This window comes from Deltaproteobacteria bacterium, from assembly GCA_016875395.1.
Taxonomy (GTDB): domain Bacteria; phylum Myxococcota_A; class UBA9160; order UBA9160; family UBA6930; genus VGRF01.
The window spans coordinates 1-16,484 of sequence record VGRF01000018.1 but is presented as its reverse complement, the minus strand read 5'-3'; the positions used below and the strand labels follow the sequence as shown (position 1 = coordinate 16,484).

The 16,484-nt window shown below is 72.6% G+C and carries 17 protein-coding genes; 9 read left to right on the top strand and 8 right to left on the bottom strand.

Translation table 11 applies throughout. The features are described from left to right. Positions 1 to 6 precede the first annotated feature (6 nt). Complete coding sequence (gltX, locus tag FJ091_14120; protein ID MBM4384487.1) at positions 7 to 1,713, bottom strand: glutamate--tRNA ligase; 1,707 nt, start codon at positions 1,711 to 1,713, stop codon at positions 7 to 9. A 10-nt stretch (positions 1,714 to 1,723) separates the two neighbouring features. After that, complete coding sequence (locus FJ091_14115) at positions 1,724 to 3,085, bottom strand: molybdopterin-dependent oxidoreductase (GenBank protein MBM4384486.1); 1,362 nt, start codon at positions 3,083 to 3,085, stop codon at positions 1,724 to 1,726. A 237-nt stretch (positions 3,086 to 3,322) separates the two neighbouring features. Between FJ091_14115 and FJ091_14110 the strand changes: the two genes are divergently transcribed. Next, positions 3,323 to 3,934, top strand: a complete 612-nt coding sequence (locus FJ091_14110; GenBank protein ID MBM4384485.1) for a YihA family ribosome biogenesis GTP-binding protein — start codon at positions 3,323 to 3,325, stop codon at positions 3,932 to 3,934. Between the two features lie 151 nt (positions 3,935 to 4,085). Here the strand turns inward: FJ091_14110 and FJ091_14105 are convergent, their stop codons facing one another. Beyond that, entirely contained in the window at positions 4,086 to 4,520 is a 435-nt protein-coding gene (locus FJ091_14105) for a nitroreductase family deazaflavin-dependent oxidoreductase (GenBank protein MBM4384484.1), read from the bottom strand. Between the two features lie 11 nt (positions 4,521 to 4,531). Next, complete coding sequence (locus tag FJ091_14100; GenBank protein ID MBM4384483.1) at positions 4,532 to 5,752, bottom strand: LLM class flavin-dependent oxidoreductase; 1,221 nt, start codon at positions 5,750 to 5,752, stop codon at positions 4,532 to 4,534. A gap of 118 nt (positions 5,753 to 5,870) precedes the next feature. On the opposite strand from FJ091_14100, the gene FJ091_14095 reads away from it, so the two are divergent. Then, positions 5,871 to 6,401, top strand: a complete 531-nt coding sequence (locus FJ091_14095; protein MBM4384482.1) for a hypothetical protein — start codon at positions 5,871 to 5,873, stop codon at positions 6,399 to 6,401. On the opposite strand, the gene cofE is transcribed toward FJ091_14095, so the two are convergent. From cofE to FJ091_14075, 4 genes are read right to left on the bottom strand one after another with little or no spacing between them, the layout of a single operon-like run. Beyond that, positions 6,398 to 7,147: a coenzyme F420-0:L-glutamate ligase gene (gene cofE / locus FJ091_14090; GenBank protein MBM4384481.1), complete on the bottom strand. Its 750-nt coding sequence runs from the start codon at positions 7,145 to 7,147 to the stop codon at positions 6,398 to 6,400. The genes FJ091_14095 and cofE overlap by 4 nt on opposite strands. 26 nt (positions 7,148 to 7,173) lie before the next feature. Beyond that, on the bottom strand, positions 7,174 to 7,848 hold the full coding sequence (cofC, locus tag FJ091_14085; protein MBM4384480.1) for a 2-phospho-L-lactate guanylyltransferase: 675 nt from the start codon (positions 7,846 to 7,848) through the stop codon (positions 7,174 to 7,176). Beyond that, entirely contained in the window at positions 7,845 to 8,813 is a 969-nt protein-coding gene (locus tag FJ091_14080; GenBank protein MBM4384479.1) for a 2-phospho-L-lactate transferase, read from the bottom strand. The genes cofC and FJ091_14080 overlap by 4 nt, the downstream gene beginning before the upstream one ends. A 2-nt stretch (positions 8,814 to 8,815) precedes the next feature. Further along, the gene (locus FJ091_14075) at positions 8,816 to 9,307 is read right to left on the bottom strand and encodes a hypothetical protein (GenBank protein MBM4384478.1); all 492 of its coding nucleotides are present in this window, start codon (positions 9,305 to 9,307) and stop codon (positions 8,816 to 8,818) included. Positions 9,308 to 9,497: 190 nt separating this feature from the next. Here FJ091_14075 and FJ091_14070 point away from each other — a divergent pair, with 190 nt between their 5' ends. The 7 genes from FJ091_14070 to xseA form a co-directional block, all read left to right on the top strand. Next, on the top strand, positions 9,498 to 11,015 hold the full coding sequence (locus FJ091_14070) for a hypothetical protein (protein MBM4384477.1): 1,518 nt from the start codon (positions 9,498 to 9,500) through the stop codon (positions 11,013 to 11,015). Then, positions 11,012 to 11,647: a hypothetical protein gene (locus FJ091_14065; protein ID MBM4384476.1), complete on the top strand. Its 636-nt coding sequence runs from the start codon at positions 11,012 to 11,014 to the stop codon at positions 11,645 to 11,647. Before FJ091_14070 ends, FJ091_14065 begins: the two co-directional genes overlap by 4 nt. Positions 11,648 to 11,841: 194 nt before the next feature. After that, positions 11,842 to 12,336 carry a hypothetical protein gene (locus FJ091_14060; GenBank protein MBM4384475.1) on the top strand — a complete coding sequence of 165 codons (495 nt, stop codon included), beginning with the start codon at positions 11,842 to 11,844 and terminating at the stop codon, positions 12,334 to 12,336. A gap of 48 nt (positions 12,337 to 12,384) precedes the next feature. Next, complete coding sequence (gene ftsE, locus FJ091_14055) at positions 12,385 to 13,110, top strand: cell division ATP-binding protein FtsE (GenBank protein ID MBM4384474.1); 726 nt, start codon at positions 12,385 to 12,387, stop codon at positions 13,108 to 13,110. A 157-nt stretch (positions 13,111 to 13,267) separates the two neighbouring features. After that, complete coding sequence (locus FJ091_14050; GenBank protein ID MBM4384473.1) at positions 13,268 to 14,173, top strand: ABC transporter permease; 906 nt, start codon at positions 13,268 to 13,270, stop codon at positions 14,171 to 14,173. After that, complete coding sequence (locus FJ091_14045; protein MBM4384472.1) at positions 14,173 to 15,306, top strand: peptidoglycan DD-metalloendopeptidase family protein; 1,134 nt, start codon at positions 14,173 to 14,175, stop codon at positions 15,304 to 15,306. Before FJ091_14050 ends, FJ091_14045 begins: the two co-directional genes overlap by 1 nt. Positions 15,307 to 15,448: 142 nt before the next feature. Further along, positions 15,449 to 16,484: exodeoxyribonuclease VII large subunit (gene xseA, locus FJ091_14040; GenBank protein ID MBM4384471.1), on the top strand; the 1,036-nt coding region annotated here is incomplete at its 3' end.

Genomic DNA, 16,484 nt, shown 5'->3' with positions numbered 1-16,484 from the left:
TCCTTGTTAGGGCGCGACGGTTTCGCGGAGACAGCGGTCGATGCGCCCGAGCACGGACTCGCGCCCGAGCACGGCGAGCGTCTCGCCGAGCGGCGGGCTCGCGGCAGTGCCGGTCAGGGCGACGCGCAGCGGCTGCGCGACTTTGCCCATGCCGAGGCCGCGCGCTTCGCAGAAGCTCGCGACCGCGGCCTCGATCGCGGCGGGCTCGAACGCGGCGATCGCGTCGAGTGCGCCGCGCGCGTCGCGCAGCACGGTGTGCCCGCTCGGCTCGCCCTTGGCGAGCCACTTCGCGACGGCCTTCTCGTCGTACGCGAACGCGTCGTCCGCCACGAGCGCGAAGCGGCCGGGACCGTTCGCGGCGCTGGCGGCGGCGAGCGTCGCGCAGCGCGTCTTCATCGACGCCGCGAACACGAGGGCACGCCGAGGATCGGCGAGCACGCGCTGCGGATCGGCGCCGGATCGGCCGACGTGCTCGCGATAGCGCTCGCACCACGCGCGCCAGCGCGCGAGCCACTCGGCGTCTGGGAGCGCCGCGAGCTGCTCCTGCGAGAAGGCGAGCAGCTTCGCGCGATCGAACTTCGCGGCGCCGCGGCCCACGCGTTCGAGCGAGAACTTCTCCGCGATCTCCGCCAGCGTGAAGCGCTCGCGATCGCGGCCGTCGGCGAGCTTCTCGCCGGGGTTCCAGCCCAACAACGCGATGTAGTTCACCACGGTTTCGGGCAAATAGCCCGCGTGGCGAAAGTCCTCGACCGAGACGCTCGGGAGATCGAGTCCGAGCGCGCGCTCGAGCGCGTCCACCTCGCTCGTCTCGAGCTGCGACTTCGTGTCCGCGAGCCACGCGGCGAGCCGCGTCGCGGCGACCGCGCTCTCCGCGCGCGCGCGCTGCGCCGCGTCCGCCGCGAATGCCTGCTGCGCGAGGGTGCGCGCCGCCTTGTCCTTGTCGCGCTTGCTCATCTTCGAGCCGTCGGCGTTCTGGATCGACGGGATGTGCGCGTAGATCGGTGTCGCGTATCCGAGCGCGCGCTGCAGCGCGATGTGCTTCGGCGTGTTGTTGAGGTGCTCTGGCCCGCGCAGCACGTGCGTGACCGCCATCGCCTCGTCGTCGACCACGACCGCGAGGTGATAGGTGGGGAAGCCGTCGCGCTTGCGCAGCACGAAGTCGTCGATCTGCTCGGGCCCGAACGACACGTCGCCGAGGATCTGGTCGCTCACCACGATCGTCTCGTCGGGCGCGCGCAGGCGGATCACGTGCGGCTCGCGCTGCATGCGCGCGAGCGCGGCGTCGCGCTTCCAAGCCGCGCTGCGCACGTAGCGGAACGCGCGCTTCTCGGCGCTCGCGACTCTGCGCAGCGCGTCGAGCTCCTCGGTCGTATCGAAGGCGGGGTAGGCGAGGTCCTTCGCGACGAGCTCTTCGATCGCGGCGTCGTACCGCGCGAGGCGCTCGCTCTGGAAGAACGGGCCGACGCCGCGCGGGTCGCCGCCGATGCCGGCGTGCACGGGACCCTCGTGCCACTGGATGCCGAGCCACGCGAGGTCGTCGAGGATGCCGCGCACCGCCTCGTGCGAGTTGCGCGCCTGGTCCGTGTCTTCGATCCGTAACAAGAAGTGCCCGCCGAGCCTTTGCGCGAGCGCCCAGTTGAACAGCGCGGTGCGCGCGCCGCCAACGTGCAGGTGCCCGGTGGGCGAGGGCGCGAAGCGCGTGATCACGGTCATCGCGCGCGGATCACTTCAGCACGATCCGCACGACGCCCTTCACGTTCGCGCACGCGCTCGGCGCACCGGGCACGCCTTCGGGAATCAGCAGCCGGTAGGGGCCGCCTTGCTTCGCATCGAGCGGCTCGCCGTTCACGCTGTGCACGAGCAGGCCCTCGCGCAGCGCGGCGAGGGGCACCGGCTCGCTCGCGAAGCCGTCGGCTGCGCACACCACGGCGCTGCCTTCCTCGGGCGCCTTGTGCGCCGCGAGCAGCGCCGACACGCGAGCCGCCGCGCCGCTGCGCTTCGGCACGAGCGCGGCGACGTCGTCGACGCCGCCGGGCAGCCCCAACAGCTCGTCGCGCGTGACGAAGCGCGTGCGCCCGTTCGGGAACACCAGCTCGACGCGCGTCGCGCGCGCCGCGAGGTCGCTGTCGCTGAGCACGGCGCCCGCGAGCCAGCTCCCGATGCGCGCGAACGCGTCCTCGCCGCCGCCTTCGAGGATGACGTCGAGGCGCGAGTCGCGGCGGAAGGGGCTGCGCTCCTCGTGCATCTGTCCGCCCGCGACCTCTAGCAACACCACGCCTTCGTCGGTTCGGAAGATGCCCTTCCAGCGCGCGAGCTTCGCACCGGCGAGCCCTTCGCTCGCGCGCAGCGCCGCGCGCGAGATGCGCTCGCGCGAGAACACCGTGTCGGGCGACCAGCGGAACGAGCGCACCGTGTGCGCGGAAGTGGACGCGTGCGAGTGCGCGTGGTCGTGATCGTGCGCGTGCTTGCCCGCGCGCGGCAGGCGCGCGCCTTCGTTCGCGGGCCACTCGAACGCCTCGGTCGGGAGCTTGCCGCGCGTGGTCTTGTGCACCGAGAGCGGGCGCGGCCAGAGCGAGTCGGCCAGCGCGTCGAACTTCGCGAGCGCGTCGGGGCTCGCGAGGTCCGTGCGATTCGCGACGAGCACGTCCGCGATGCCCGCCTGCAGCGCGATCAGCTCGGCCTCGTCGTGCGACTTCGCGCCGAGCCTCGCAGGATCGACGAGCACGACGAGCGGGCCGAGCGCGAGCGCGTCCTTGTGCGGCGAGCGGCGGATCGTGTCGACGATGTCCTGCGGTCGCGCCAGGCCGGTGGGCTCGATGATCAGGCGATCGGGCTGCTCGGCGAGCACGGCGCCGAGCGCGTCGACGAAACCCTCGGGCGCGGTGCAGCACACGCAGCCGCCGGGGATGTTGCGGATCGCGAACGACTGCTCGCCCGCGAGCACCGCTTCGTCGAGCCCCGCATCGCCGAAGTCGTTGACGATGACGGCGACCTTCTCGTGCGTGCGCGACGAGAGCTGGTGGCGAATCGCGGTCGTCTTCCCCGTGCCCAAGAACCCCGCGACGATGTGAACCGGAACCGCCATGCGCGCCACCCCTCGAAGGCGCGGCAGTGTAACGGCGTCGCTGCGGGCGGATCGCGGTGCCCCGGATCGGGACGCGCGATCGGGGACGTTCCGCAAGCAAGTAAAGAAACTCTCGCTTTACTTTCTTGCGGAGCGTCCCCGGTTCGACGTCCCCGTTCGACCCCCCCGCTCCGACCGCCCCTCGTTCGCCCGCGCCCGCGCCCCGGCTCGTGCGCCACGCCTATGCTGCGCGCCCTCATGCAGATCCTGCGCGCCGAGTTCGTCACGTCCGCCGCGAGCCGCGCGGGCTTTCCTGGCGAGGGGCTGCCCGAGGTCGCGTTCGTGGGGCGCTCGAACGTGGGTAAGTCGTCGCTGCTGAACAAGCTCGCGCAGCGGCGCGCGCTCGCGCGCACGAGCGCGACGCCCGGGAAGACTCGCCTCGTGAACTTCTTCCGCATCGAGCGCCGCGAGCGCGCGCCGGTGCTCTTCGTCGACCTACCCGGGTACGGCTGGGCGCGCGTCGCACGCAAAGAGCGCGCCGAGTGGCAGAAGCTGATCGAGGGCTATCTCGACGGCCGCGGGCCGCTCCGCGCGGTGCTGTTGTTGCTGGACGCGCGCCGCGATCCGGGCGACGACGAGCGCGACTTTCTGCCGTGGCTCGCGGAGCGCGCGATCCCCGTGCGGCTCGTCGTCACGAAGATCGACAAGCTGAACGCTTCGGAGCGCGACATGCGCCTGCGCGCGATCACGAAGGAGCTCGGCATCCCGCGCGAGGCGTTCGTGCTGACCAGCGCGCACACGGGGCTGGGCGTGGACGCGCTCTGGAGCGAGATCGATGCGCTGGTGGCGCGCGGCGAGGGCGCCCCGTGATTCGCTGCGTCGCCTTCGACCTGGACGGCGTCGTGCTTCCCTCGCAGCCGTGCTTCGACTGGCTCGAGCGAGCGCGCGGCGCACGCGGGCGAGGGTGATCTCCACGCGCTTCCGCGCTCGGGACTCACCTCGGCGCAGCCATCACCCGCGCCTAGCTCGGCTCCGCGAGGAACACGGGAATCTTGCGCGTGGTGCGCGCCTGATACTCCGCGTACGGCGGATACGCCGCGACGCTCGCGGTCCACAACCGCGAGCGCTCCGCCTCGTCGGTGACTTCGCGCGCGCGCATCTTCGTCACGACCGTGGCGTCGCGGATCTCGACGTTCGGGTCCGCCCGCAGGTTGTAGACCCACACCGGATTCTTCGGTTGCCCGCCCATCGAGCCGACCAGCACGTAACCCGCACCCACCTTCACGCGCATCAGCGGGATCTTGCGGATGCCCCCTGTCTTGTTCCCGCGGTGCGTCACGATGATGCAGGGCATGCCCGTATCGAGCAGCGTCGTGCCCTTCGTGCCGCCGCTGCCCTCGTAGAGCTCGACCTGCTTGCGAACCCACTCGAGCGTGGGCGGGATGTACTCGGCCATCTGCAGTCCTCCTAGTTCTTCCCATCGGGAATGAAGCTGCCCGCGCCCGCTCCCCACGCGGTGCCCTTGCCGCCGCGCTCGCTGCGCTCCTGCTCGTGCTGCGCGATCGCGGTCCCGATCGCGCCGACCATCGCGCCGATGAAGCGAGGTGCGTTCGCGCTCGCCCAGTCGATGCTCGCGTGACGCGGAGCGTTGGCGCGATTCACCGCGGGCATCACGTGGCGCGCGATCAGCTCGTAGCTGCGCCTCGTGGCTTCCCAGTTCGCGCAGTTGTGCGCCAGTAACAAGAAGCAGCCGAAGCCTCCGCTGTGCTCGCGCACCGCTTCGATCGCGGCGATGGCGTCGTCGGGCGTACCGAGCGTGAGCTTCCCGAACGTGGCGATGCCTTTGTTCACCCACGAATCGAGCGCGGCGTCGTGCGAGCGCGCGTACTCGGGCTCGATGCCGCCGAGCTTGGTCGTGTACCGCAGCAGCCGCAGCGTCCCGTGCGCCATGTCGGCCTCGGCCTGCGCGCGCGTCTCGGCGATGTGCATCGGGGCGACCAGGCGCCAGTTGTTACGGGAAACGCTCTTGCCGTGCTCGCGTGCCTTCTCCTCGCACACGTCCCAGTGCTTCGGCAGCTGCTCGAAGCCCTCGGTCGTGCTGGCCGCGACCGACAGCAGGCCGATCCCGTTCTGCCCCGCCGCGCGCGCGCCGCTCGGCGAGATCGCGCTCGCGACGGCGAGCTCGAGGTGCGGGTACGAGAAGTTCGGCAGCTGGAGCCTGCCCTCGTTCAGCTCGAACCAGTCGCTCTTGCGCGTCACCGTCTCGCCGCGGAAGAGCGCGCAGATCACCTCGATCGCTTCGTTCATGCGCCGCCGCTGCGTCGCGACGTCGACGCCGAGCATGAACGCGTCGCTCGGCAGCTGCCCGGGCCCCATCCCCAGCATCACGCGCCCGCGCGTCTGGTGATCGAGCTGCAGCATGCGGTCGGCGACGAGCAGCGGGTGGTGGTACGAGAGCGAAGTCACGCCCGTGCCGAGGCGGATACGCTGCGTGATCGCCGCAGCGTGCGCGATGAGGATCTCCGGCGAGCCGATGATTTCGTACGAGCCCGAGTGGTGCTCGCCGATCCACGCCTCGTCGTAGCCGAGCGCGTCCATGTGCTGGACGAGCGCGAGATCGCGATGGATCTGCTCGGTCGGGCTCTCGTCGTCGGGATGGAAGGGCGCGATGAACGCGCCGAAGCGCAGCGGCGGATTGGGCAAGGGCGTGACTCCGGGTTGGCCGCGAGCCTACGCGAGGCGGCCGGTCTCCCGCAGCCGATGGCGACACGGCGCGGCCGGTCAGAACACGGCCTAGCTTCGCGAGATGAAGAGGCCGCCGCTGACGTCCGGGCTCTCGGCCGCAGAGTTTCGGCGCTGGTACTGGCTCAAGAGCGAGCTGATCGCGTATTGCCGCGCTGCCGGACTGCGCACGGCTGGCTCGAAGCTAACGCTGACCGAGCAGATTGCCGCGCAGCTGGGCGGCCGCGCGCGATCCCAAGCGCCGCGCGGTCGCCGTGCGGTCGCCCCGATGCCGGAGCGTTTCACGCTCAGCTCGAGGATCGGAGAGGGCTGGCGCTGTTCACAGGCGCTCCGCGAGTTCTTCCGCGAGCACACCGGCGCCAGCTTTCGCTTCAACGCCGCGCTGCGCGACTTCATCCACGACGGAGCGGGCCGAACGCTCGCCGAGGCGCTCGCGCACTACGAGTCGAGCCTGACTGCGCCCGCGCCCGAGATCGGCGAACAGTTCGAGTACAACCGCCACACCCGCGAGTTCTTCGCTGCAAACCCCGGTGCGACGCGAGAGCAAGCGATCGACGCGTGGTGGAAGAAGCGCGGTGCTCGGCGGCGGCGCTAACGAAACAGATCCAGCTTCGAGTCGCGCACCAGTTGCCGCGCGCTCCCGTCGCCGCGTAGCTCCACGCCGCTGATCCACACCGCGGGCACGCCGTCGGCTTTCTTCATCAACAGGCCCGCGGCCGCCGCGAGCGCGTCCGCGGTTGCGGGGATCGTCACCTGCAGCTCGCGGCCGCGGCGATCGGTGCTGCCGCGCAGGTCGTCGAGCGGCGCGATGCCGGAGACGCCGAGCGCAACGTCGACGAGCCCTTCGCGCCACGGGCGGCCGAAGGTGTCCGTAACAACCACCGCGAGCGGCCCGCAGCCGAGCGCGGCGAGGCCCGCGCGGAGGCGGCGCGCGGAGGCGTCGGGGTCGCGCGGCAGGATCACCGCGGTGAAGTCGTCGGGCGCGTTCGAGAGGTCGACCCCCGCGTTCGCGCACACGAAGCCGTGAATCGTCTCGGTGATCAGCACGTACTTCGCGCGCCGCACCGTGCGCACGCTCTCGCGCAGGATCAGCTCGATGTGGCGCGGGTCCTTCTCGTCCTCCGCGGCGATCGCGATCGCCTCGGGCCGCGGCTCGAGCGTGCGCAGGTCGACCAACGCGCCCTCCGCCTTCGACACGATCTTCTGGCACACGCACAGCACACCGTTCGAAAGAGCGACGCCGCTCTTCCGCGCGCTCTCGTGCACGAGCGCGGCGAGATCGTCGCCGGGCCGGATCTCGGGCAGGCCGCGCAGAGGCGTGAGGGTGATCGCGTCGCTCATCGTGGAGTCGGCCTCCAAGCTCTCAACTACTCAGGGTCTGACCCGGCCTTCCCGGGCGGCGCGGCTGCGTAGCCGAGGCGCGCGAGCAGCGCCCGCGTGCGCGGCGCTGCGGCGCTGTCGCTCGCGAGCAGCGCGGCGAGATCCTCCGGGCGATCGAGGTCGATCGCGAGCGCGGGTCGTGCGACTTCACGGAACGCGGCGCCCGCAGCGCTCGCGATCGCACGGTGCGCGGCGGCGCTCTGCGCTCCGAAGCGCGTGCGCATCACGGAGTGCGGCGCGCGCAGCAGCGCCGCGGTGCCGCCGTCGCGCGAGGGCGCGAGCACGACGCCGCGCCGGCCGAGCTGCGCGAGGGCATCGAAGAGCGCCGCGAAGTCGCGCGGCGTCGCGCCCGCGACATCCCCCAATACCACGAGCACCGCTTCGTCCTCGCGCGCAAGCTCTTCGCACGCCGCCGCGATGCCCTCGTTCAGCCCCGCGTCCTCGGCCACGCGCGCGTTCGCGCCGGCCGCGCGCGCCACCTGGGCGACGGCCGCGTCGGGCGTCACCACGCACACGCGCTCGAGCTGCGGGGAAGCGACGAGCGCATCGAGCACGTCGGCGAGCATCGCGAGCGTGAGCTCGTCCGCCTGCGCGCCGAGCTCGCCGCGCAGCCGCGACTTCGCGGCGCCGAGCCGCTTCACCGGCACGAGCGCGAGGGTCACGCGTTTCGCGCTCGCGCCGCTGCGCGCGGGCGCACTTCCTCCGCGAGGGCGAGGCACACGCGCGCCAGCGCCTCGCTGATCGCGACATCGCGCATCAGCGTGTCCACCGCGCGCGCGGCGAGACCGAGCGCCTCGATGTCGCGCACCTGCTCGGCGTCGCGCTGATCGAGCACGAAGCCGTGGCACCAGCTCGCGTAGAGCTGCGCGACACCGCGCGCGGACACTTCGGCGCCGGTGCCCCGTAACAAGCGATCCGCGGGACCTTTCACGGGCATCCCGCCGATGATCGGCGAGATCGCGACGACCGGCGCGCCGCTGCGCACGATCGCTTCGCGCACGCCCGGCAGCGCGAGGATCGGCCCGATCGAGACGATCGGGTTGCTCGGGCAAACGAGCACCGCGTCGGCGCTCGCGATCGCGTCGAGTACGCCCGGAGCGGCTCGCGCCGCATGCGCCGCACTGAGGTCGACGCTCTCGACGTCGTCGGGCGCGCCGTCGCGCACCAGGTACTCCTCGAAGTGCACGCGCGCGCCATTCGAGAGGCGCACGAAGGTCGGGCACGCCTCGTCGCTCATGGGCAGGATGCGGCAGGCGAGCCCGTGCGCGCGGCGCACCTCGTCCGTAACGACCGCGAGGCCGGCGCCCGCGCGCAGCCGCTGCGTTCGGTGCAGGCACGTCGCGAGGTCGCGGTCGCCGAGGCGGAACCAGGTCGAATGCCCGTACGCGGCGAGCGCCTCGATCACGCTGAACGTGTCGCCGCTGAGGCCGTAGCCGCGCTCGGCATCGACGCGGCCCGCGAGCGTGTAGGTCACGATGTCGAGGTCGGGCGAGACGTGCACGCCGTAGAACTCGCGGTCGTCGCCGGTGTTCACCACGATCGTCAGCTGCGCGGGATCGAGCGCGCGCACGAGGCCTCGCAGAAAGCGCGCCGCGCCCACGCCGCCGGCGAGCGCGACGACGCGCACGCCTAGTCTCGGCTCGGCGCGCCGAGCGCCTCGCGCTCCGCCTTCAGCTTCTGCAGCTCCTGGATGCGCGCGGGCATGCGCCCTGCGACTTCCCGGAGCGCGTCGTTCGACTGCACCGCGGCGTCGTCGATCAGCTGCCCCTTCAGTAGCTCCTCGTCTGCCGCGATCGCCTGCTCGAGCTCCGCGATGCGCGCATCGAGGGCGGCGGCGCGGTCGGTGCTCGCGGCGCTCGTGTTCACGGACGGTGAGGGCGGCTCGGGGATGCGCTCTTGGCGGATCCACGCGTCCGCGGCGGCCGGCGCGTTCGCGCTCAGCTCTTCGCGACGCAGCGGCTGCTCGCGCAGCTCCTCGGGCACGCGCTCGAGGTCCGTCGTGTAGTGCGCGACGCCGTTCTGGTCGACCCAGCGGTAGATGCGCGGCGGCGCAGCGTCTTCGTCGGCCGCGAGCGGAGAGGCCAGCAGTGCTGCGAGCGCGAGCAGGGCGGTGGGGCGCATGGAGGCGCAGTCTTGTCGGCGCGCCTGCGCGGGTCAAGGCGAACGGCGCTCCGCGGGCACGTGAACGAGGCTCGTTCACGCGGCTCGCCAAGAGCTTTCGCAAGCCGCCCGCAACTGCTTGGAATTGCAGCGATCTCGCGCGGTCTGGCGGCGGCGCGTCGCGGCACGCGCGTTGCGTTTGGCGAGCGGCATGTCGCGCCTCACGTCACTCCTCAGCCTCCTCACCACGCTCGCCCTCCCGAGCGCGCCCGTCGCCCAAGAGTTCGCGCCGCTCGCGGGCTTCGAGCGAGTTCGCGGCGCTACCGCGATCGCCAGCGATGCCAGCGGCGAGCGCGTCGCGGTCGGCACGCGCAGCAGCGTGTGGCTCGCGGCGCGAGGTGAGACCGCGCAGCGCGCGCTGCGCGTGGGCGCGGTGCGAGATCTCGCGTTTGGCACGGACGGCACGCTCTGGGTGGCCTCCGATCGAGGGGTGTTCTCGTTTGCAGGCGCCGTCGCGACCCCGCACGCAGCGGGCCTCGGCGCGAGCGGCCGAGCGACCCGGCTGACGTGGCTTGGCGACGCGCTCGCCGTGGGCACGGAGGACGGGCTCGCGTTCCGGGCGCGAGGCAAAGGCTTCGTGCGCGCGAATGGCGCCGCTCCCGAGGGCGCGGTCGCCGCGCTCGTTGCCGCGAGCGATCGCGAGCTGATCGCCGTGATCGGCGGCGAGATCGCGGGCGTGCGCTTCGACGCCGCTGCGCGAGTTGTTACGGACGCCGCGCGCGAGAACCTGCCCGCGGGCGACGGCGCCGCCCTCGATCTCGCGCGCGCGAGCGGCGACGTCGTCGCGCTGCGCGAGCGCGGGCTCGCGCGCCGCACCCACGCGGGCTGGGAGCGCGTGCCGCTCGCGCTGCCGCCCGGCGCCGCTCCGACGCGCATCGCCGCGAATGCGCGCGGTGTGTTCCTCGCGACCGAGACCGGCGTGCTGTTCGCGCCGCGCGTCGACGCCGCGTTCGAGCGCCTCTCCGCGCCCGCGGGCCGCGCCCCCACTTCCGCGCTCGCGCTCGGCGAGCGCTCGCTCCTTCTCGCCGGCCCGCGCGGCGTGCTGCGCGGCGAGCTTCACGCGCAACTTCCCGCCTCGCGCGACGAGGCGCCCGCGACGGTCGCGGCGCAGCCCGCGCGCGAGCCCGGCGTGCTCGCCGTGCAGCGCGCCGCGCTTCGCTACCTCGCGCTCGATCCCGAGCGCAGCGCGTCATTGGGGCGCCGCGCGCGGCGCAGCGCGCTCGCGCCGGTGCTCGAGCTGTACGGCGGCATCGGTGGCGACCGCAGCCGCGAGCTCGATCGGGATGAGACCTTCACGTCTGGCTTCGACCGCACGTTCTTCGATCGCCGCCGCGAGCGCGGCCGCGATTTCGACGCCGGCGCGCGGCTCGTCTGGCAGCTCGCCGGCGCGATCTATCACCCCGAGGAGATCGACGCGTCGCGCGAATCCCGCGAGTGGCTCGAGCTGCGCGACGAAGTGCTCGACGAGATCTCGCAGCTCTACTTCGAGCGCCGCCGGGCGCTGCTCGACCTCGCGCGCGAGCGCGACCCGCACCTCGCCGCGCGCCTTGCGCTTCGCGCCGACGAGCTCGCCGCTGGCCTCGACGCCTGGACGGGCGGCTGGTGGCACGCGCAGCTCGCACAGCTCTCACCCCGTGGTCCCGCACACGAACTGGAGACGACACCATGAACGCATTTCGCGCCGCGCTCGCCGCGGCCTGCTTGTTAGGGGCGGCCCAGGCCGGCGCCGCTCCGCTCTTGTCCGAGATCTTCTACGACGCGGTCGGCGCGGACGACGGCAACAGCTTCATCGAGATCTGGGGAACGCCGGGCAGCGTGCTCGACGGCCTCACGATCGAGGGCATCAACGGCACGGGCGGCACCGTCACGCACACCCTCACGCTGACCGGAACGATCGGCGCGAGCGGCCTGTTCGTGATCGCGGACGGCCTCGCGGGCGGCACGACGAACGTCGCGAACGCCGACCTGATCCTCGACTTCGATTTCCAGAACGGGCCCGACTCCGTCGTGCTGCGCAGCGGCGCGACGATCCTCGACGCCGTCGGCTACGGCGTCTTCACGGCGAGCGACGTGTTCGCGGGCGAGGGCTCGCCGACCGTCGATCCACTGGCAGGCAGCTCGATCGCGCGGGTCTTCGCCAACGTCGACACGAACGACAACGCCGCCGACTGGATCGGCGGCGCGCCGACGCCCGGCAGCGCGAGCTTGCAGCCCGTCTCGGAGCCGCCGCTCGGTGCGCTCTTCGGCATCACGGGGCTCGCGCTCTTCGCACGCAAGCGCTCCATGGCACGCGCGGGGTGAAACCGCGCGCGATGGCGCAGCCGCTCCTCAGCCTCGCGCCATCCCCAGGGCTGGGCGGTCTTGCGGCCGCCCAGCCCGCACGCCTTCAGGCGCCTCGCTCGCGCTCCGATAACGCCACGCAGATTGAAAGGGCGGGGTGTGTCCGGGAGACTGCGCGGCGCTTTCGGGTTGGCGGCGGGGGGTTAGGCCCGAAGATGCTCACTGGCTTCAACACGAACATTCGCCATCGCGGCGTGCTGTTTCACGTGCAGAGTGAGGACAGCGGGCGCGCGCATCCGCACATCATCACGCACCTGTATCACGGCGGGACGATCATCCACTCAGAGAAGAGCTCGTACGCTGCGAGCGTCGACGAGGCGAACCTCGAGGACGTGGTGCGTGGTCTGATGGAAGGCCAGCACAAGGCCGTGCTGAAGCGCCTGCGCGCAGGCGAGTTCGATGACCCCATCCGGGAGCGCCTGGGCGACGTCCTAGCGGCGAGCGACGGCGACAACCGGGCGAAGACGAAGCCGACCGAGACTTCACCGCTCGCGGCGGAGGCCGAGCCGGCGCCCGAGGTGCCGACTGCGGCGCAGCTCGTCGCCACGACGCAAGCGAGCGGCGCGAAGGGCGGGAGCGGCGACCGTCCGCTCGACGACGTGATCCTCGGCTACCTGATCGAGAACGCGCGCAAGCGCCGTGCGAAGTAACGCGCGCGGTGCGGCGGAACGCGCGAGCGTGCGGACTCGGGGCCCGCGATGAGCGCTGAGGCGTGGAGCGGAGAAGCTGAGCTGTCCGCGCTCGGCGGCGGCCTCGTGCGGTTGTTCCACGTCTCGAAGAACTACCTCGCCGGCACGCCCGCGCTGCGCGACGTCACGCTCGAGCTCGCGAAGGGCGAGTTCGTGTTCCTCACCGGGCCGAGCGGCGCGGGCAAGTCCACGCTGATGCGCCTCATGTTCGGCGCGGATCTCCCGAGCGAGGGCCAGATTCTCGTGCTCGGGCGCAACGTCGCGCGGCTCGGGCCGGCGGGGCTCCCGGCACTGCGCCGGCGCATCGGCGTCGTCTTCCAAGACTTCAAGCTGCTGACGCGCCGCACGGTCGAGGACAACGTGGGCGTCGCACTGGACGTGATCGGCGTGCCGCCGCGCGATCGCAAGGCGCGTGTCTTCGCGATGCTGAAGCGCGTGGGCCTGCAGCACCGCCGCGAGCACTATCCGCTGATGCTGTCGGGCGGCGAGCAGCAGCGCCTCGCCCTCGCACGCGCCCTCGTGACCGAGCCCGAGCTGCTGCTCGCGGACGAGCCCACGGGAAACCTCGATCCGGAGCTCACCGTCGAGATCATGGATCTGATCGCGGACGCCGCGGCGCGCGGCACCGCGGTCCTCGTCGCGACGCACGATCACGGGCTCGTTCAGCGCTATGGCAAGCGCGTCGTGCGCCTCGAAGGCGGCGCGATCGTCCACGACGGCCGCCCCACGCGATGAGTCGACGCGCACAAACGACAACCTCGAGCTCGCCCGGCGCGCGGATGTGCCCGGCAGGTGAGGCGCGCGAGCGAAGGCGTATTGCGACATACGGCGAGCGCAGCGCAACGAAGCCTGACGGGCAAAGACGCGCGCCCGGCGACGGCCGCCCCACGCGATGAGTGTCTTCGCGCAGCTGCGCTCGGCGCTGGCGAACACGCTCGCGGGCCTGCGCGGCAGCCCGCTCACGAGCACGATCGCGGCGGCCACGATCGGGGTGTGCTTGGTATTGGCGGGAGCGTTCGCGGTGCTGGTCGCGAACATGGAGGCGATCCTCGAGCGCTTCGGCGAGGAGCTGCACGTCGTCGCGTACCTCGCGCCCGACCTCCCGCCGCATCAGGTCGATGCGCTGATGGAGCGCGCGCTCGCGCAGCCGGGCGTCGACTCGGTCACGCACGTGAGCGCCGAAGAGGCCGCAGAGCGCTTCCGGCGCACGCAGCCCGAGCGCGCAGTGCTGCTCGACGGCCTCGAAGCGAATCCGCTGCCGGCGTCGATCGAGCTGCAGCTGGCGCCTGCACAGCGCAGCTCCGAGGCCGTGCGCGCCGTGTCCGAGATGCTCGCGGGCCTCGACGGCGTCACGGAGATCGGCAGCGGCAACGAGTGGATCGAGGGCTACGCGCAAGCCGTCGCGCTGATCCGCGGCGTCGGCCTCGCGATCGGCGCGGTGCTCGCGCTCGCGACGCTGCTGATCGTCGCGAACACGATCCGGCTCTCGATCTACGCGCGCCGTGACGAGATCGACATCCTCCGCCTGGTCGGCGCGAGCCGCAGCTACGTGGCGGCGCCGTTCCTCCTCGAGGGCCTGCTCGAGGGCATCGTGGGCGGACTGCTCGGGCTCGCGTCGTTGTGGGCCGGCTGGAGCGGTCTCGCGCCGCTGCTGGGCGGCGGCCTCACGCTGCTGATCGGCGACAACGAGCCGCGCTTTCTCAGCGCGGCGGCGTCGGCGTGGATCGTCGGCGCCGGCGCGCTGCTCGGCGTGCTCGGCTCTGCGGCTGCGCTGCTGCAGACGCGCCAGGGCCGCTGATGCGCGCGCTCGTCGCAGCGCTCGTGCTTGCCGCCAGCGCGGCGCTCGCGCAGGACGCGGACCTCGCAGAGCTGAAGCGCGCGATCGACGAGCGGCGCGAACGCGTCGCGGCGTACGAGCGCGAAGAGCAGGGCCTGTTCGCTGCAATCGATGCGGTGGACGCAGCGGCGCGCGCGCTGAAGAAAGAGGTGACGCGCGCGGAGAAGGCGGCGCGCGACGCGGCGGTCAAGCACGTCACGCTGGAGCGCAAGCGCAGCGCGCTCGAAGCCGAGGTGGCGCGCACCGAGCAGTTGTTACGGACGCGCGCGGTCTCGCTCTACAAGGCAGGCGAGGCCGGCTCGCTCGCGCTGGTGTTCGCGCCCGGCACGCTGCGCGATCGGCTGACGCGCATCCGCACGCTGCAGCGCATGTTCGACCACGACGGCGCCCTGCTTGCGCGGGCGCGCGCCGAGCGCGCCGAGCTCGAGGCGGCGCGCGTCGCAGCCGCCGAGGCGACGCGCCTGCGCGATGCCGCGCGCGCCGCGCTGCGCCAGCGCCGCGGCGAGCTCGAGGCCGAGCGCCTCGCGAAGCGCGAGCTGCTCGCGCGCGTGCGCCGCGACCAGGCGCGCGAGCGCGCCCTGCTGAACGAGCTCGAAGCCGCGGCGCGCGCGCTCGAGGGCAAGCTCGCCGAGATCGATGCGACGCCCGCGGCAACCGTGGCGCCGCCCGAGGCCCCGACGTTCCGCGCGCAGCGCGGGCACCTCGATCCGCCCGTCGCCGGCAAGCTGCTGCGGCGCTTCGGCAAGGTGATCGACGCGGAGTACCGCACCGAGACGTTCCAGAAGGGCGTCGACTTCGCGGTCGAAGTCGGCGAGCCCGTCTACGCCGTCAGCGCGGGCGAAGTCCGCTTCGCCGACTGGTTCGCCGGCTACGGGCGCATGGTGATCCTCGACCACGGCGACGGCTTCTTCACCGTGACCGGCCATCTCGACACGATCGACATCGAGCTCGGCCAGCGCGTCGCCGCGGGCGACCGCCTCGGCGCCGCCGGCGAGACCGGCTCGCTCTCGGGCCCGCGCCTCTACTTCGAGATTCGCAACGGCGCCGACGCGGTCGACCCCGAGGAGTGGCTCGCCCTCGCGCCCAACCTCTGAGCGGCGGCGTCTTCGCCCGCCTGGCTTCGTTGCGCGGCGCTCGCCGGCTACCCGCGGACGGGGCGCGCTTCGGGGACGTTCCGCAAGAAAGTAAACTTCGGCTGGTTGCTTTTCTTGCGGAACGTCCCCGAAGCTGCGCGCGATGCCGCAGATTGAGACGACTCGCTTCGGACCGCGCCGTGTGCTGAGCGTCGCGGAGCTGGTCGGCGGTGTGCGCGAGCTGGTAGAAGAGCTCGGGCCGGTGTGGGTGGTGGGAGAGATCAGCAACCTGCGCCGCGCGGGCTCGGGGCACGCGTACTTCACGCTGAAGGACGACGACGCGCAGCTCCGTGCGGTGCTGTTTCGCGGCAATGCGGTGCGGGTCCCGTTCGATCCTGAAGAGGGGCTCGAGGTGATCGCGGGCGGCGAGCTCACGGTCTACGGCGCGCGCGGCGACCTTCAGCTGATCGTGCGCCAGCTCGAGCCGCGCGGGCGCGGCGCGCTGCAGCTCGCGTTCGAGCAGCTGCGCGCGCGGCTCGAGGCGGAGGGCCTGTTCGCGGAAGATCTCAAGCGCGAGCTGCCGCGCTTTCCGCGCCGCATCGGCATCGTCACGTCCGCGAGCGGCGCTGCGCTCCACGACGTGATCTTCGTGACGGGCCGGCGCTTTCCCGCGACGCCGTTGTTATTGGCGCCCACGCGCGTGCAGGGCGAAGGCGCCGAGGGGGAGCTCGCGCACGCGCTCGCGCAGCTCGCGCGCGTGCCCGACGTCGACGTGATCCTGCTCGTGCGCGGCGGCGGCTCGCTCGAGGATCTGATGCCGTTCAACACCGAGCGCATCGCGCGCGCGATTCGCGCGTGCCCGGTGCCGGTGATCGCGGGCGTCGGGCACGAGGTGGACGTGACGATCGCGGACCTCGCGGCCGACGCGCGCGCGGCGACGCCCTCCGCCGCGGCGGAGCTCGCGCTGCCCGATCGCGACGCGGTGGAGAGCGAGCTGCACGCGCTGCAGCGCGCCCTCACGCGCGCTGCGCTCGAGCGGACGCGCGATGCGCGGCGAACGCTCGCCGGCCTCGCGCGCACGCTGCGCGCGCACGCGCCGACCGCGCGCCTCGTCGCGCGCCGCGTGCGCCTCGCTGCGCTGACGCGCGCGCTCGTGCAGCGCGGCGGCGCGCTCGCGCGGGAGCGCCGCGCGCAGCTCG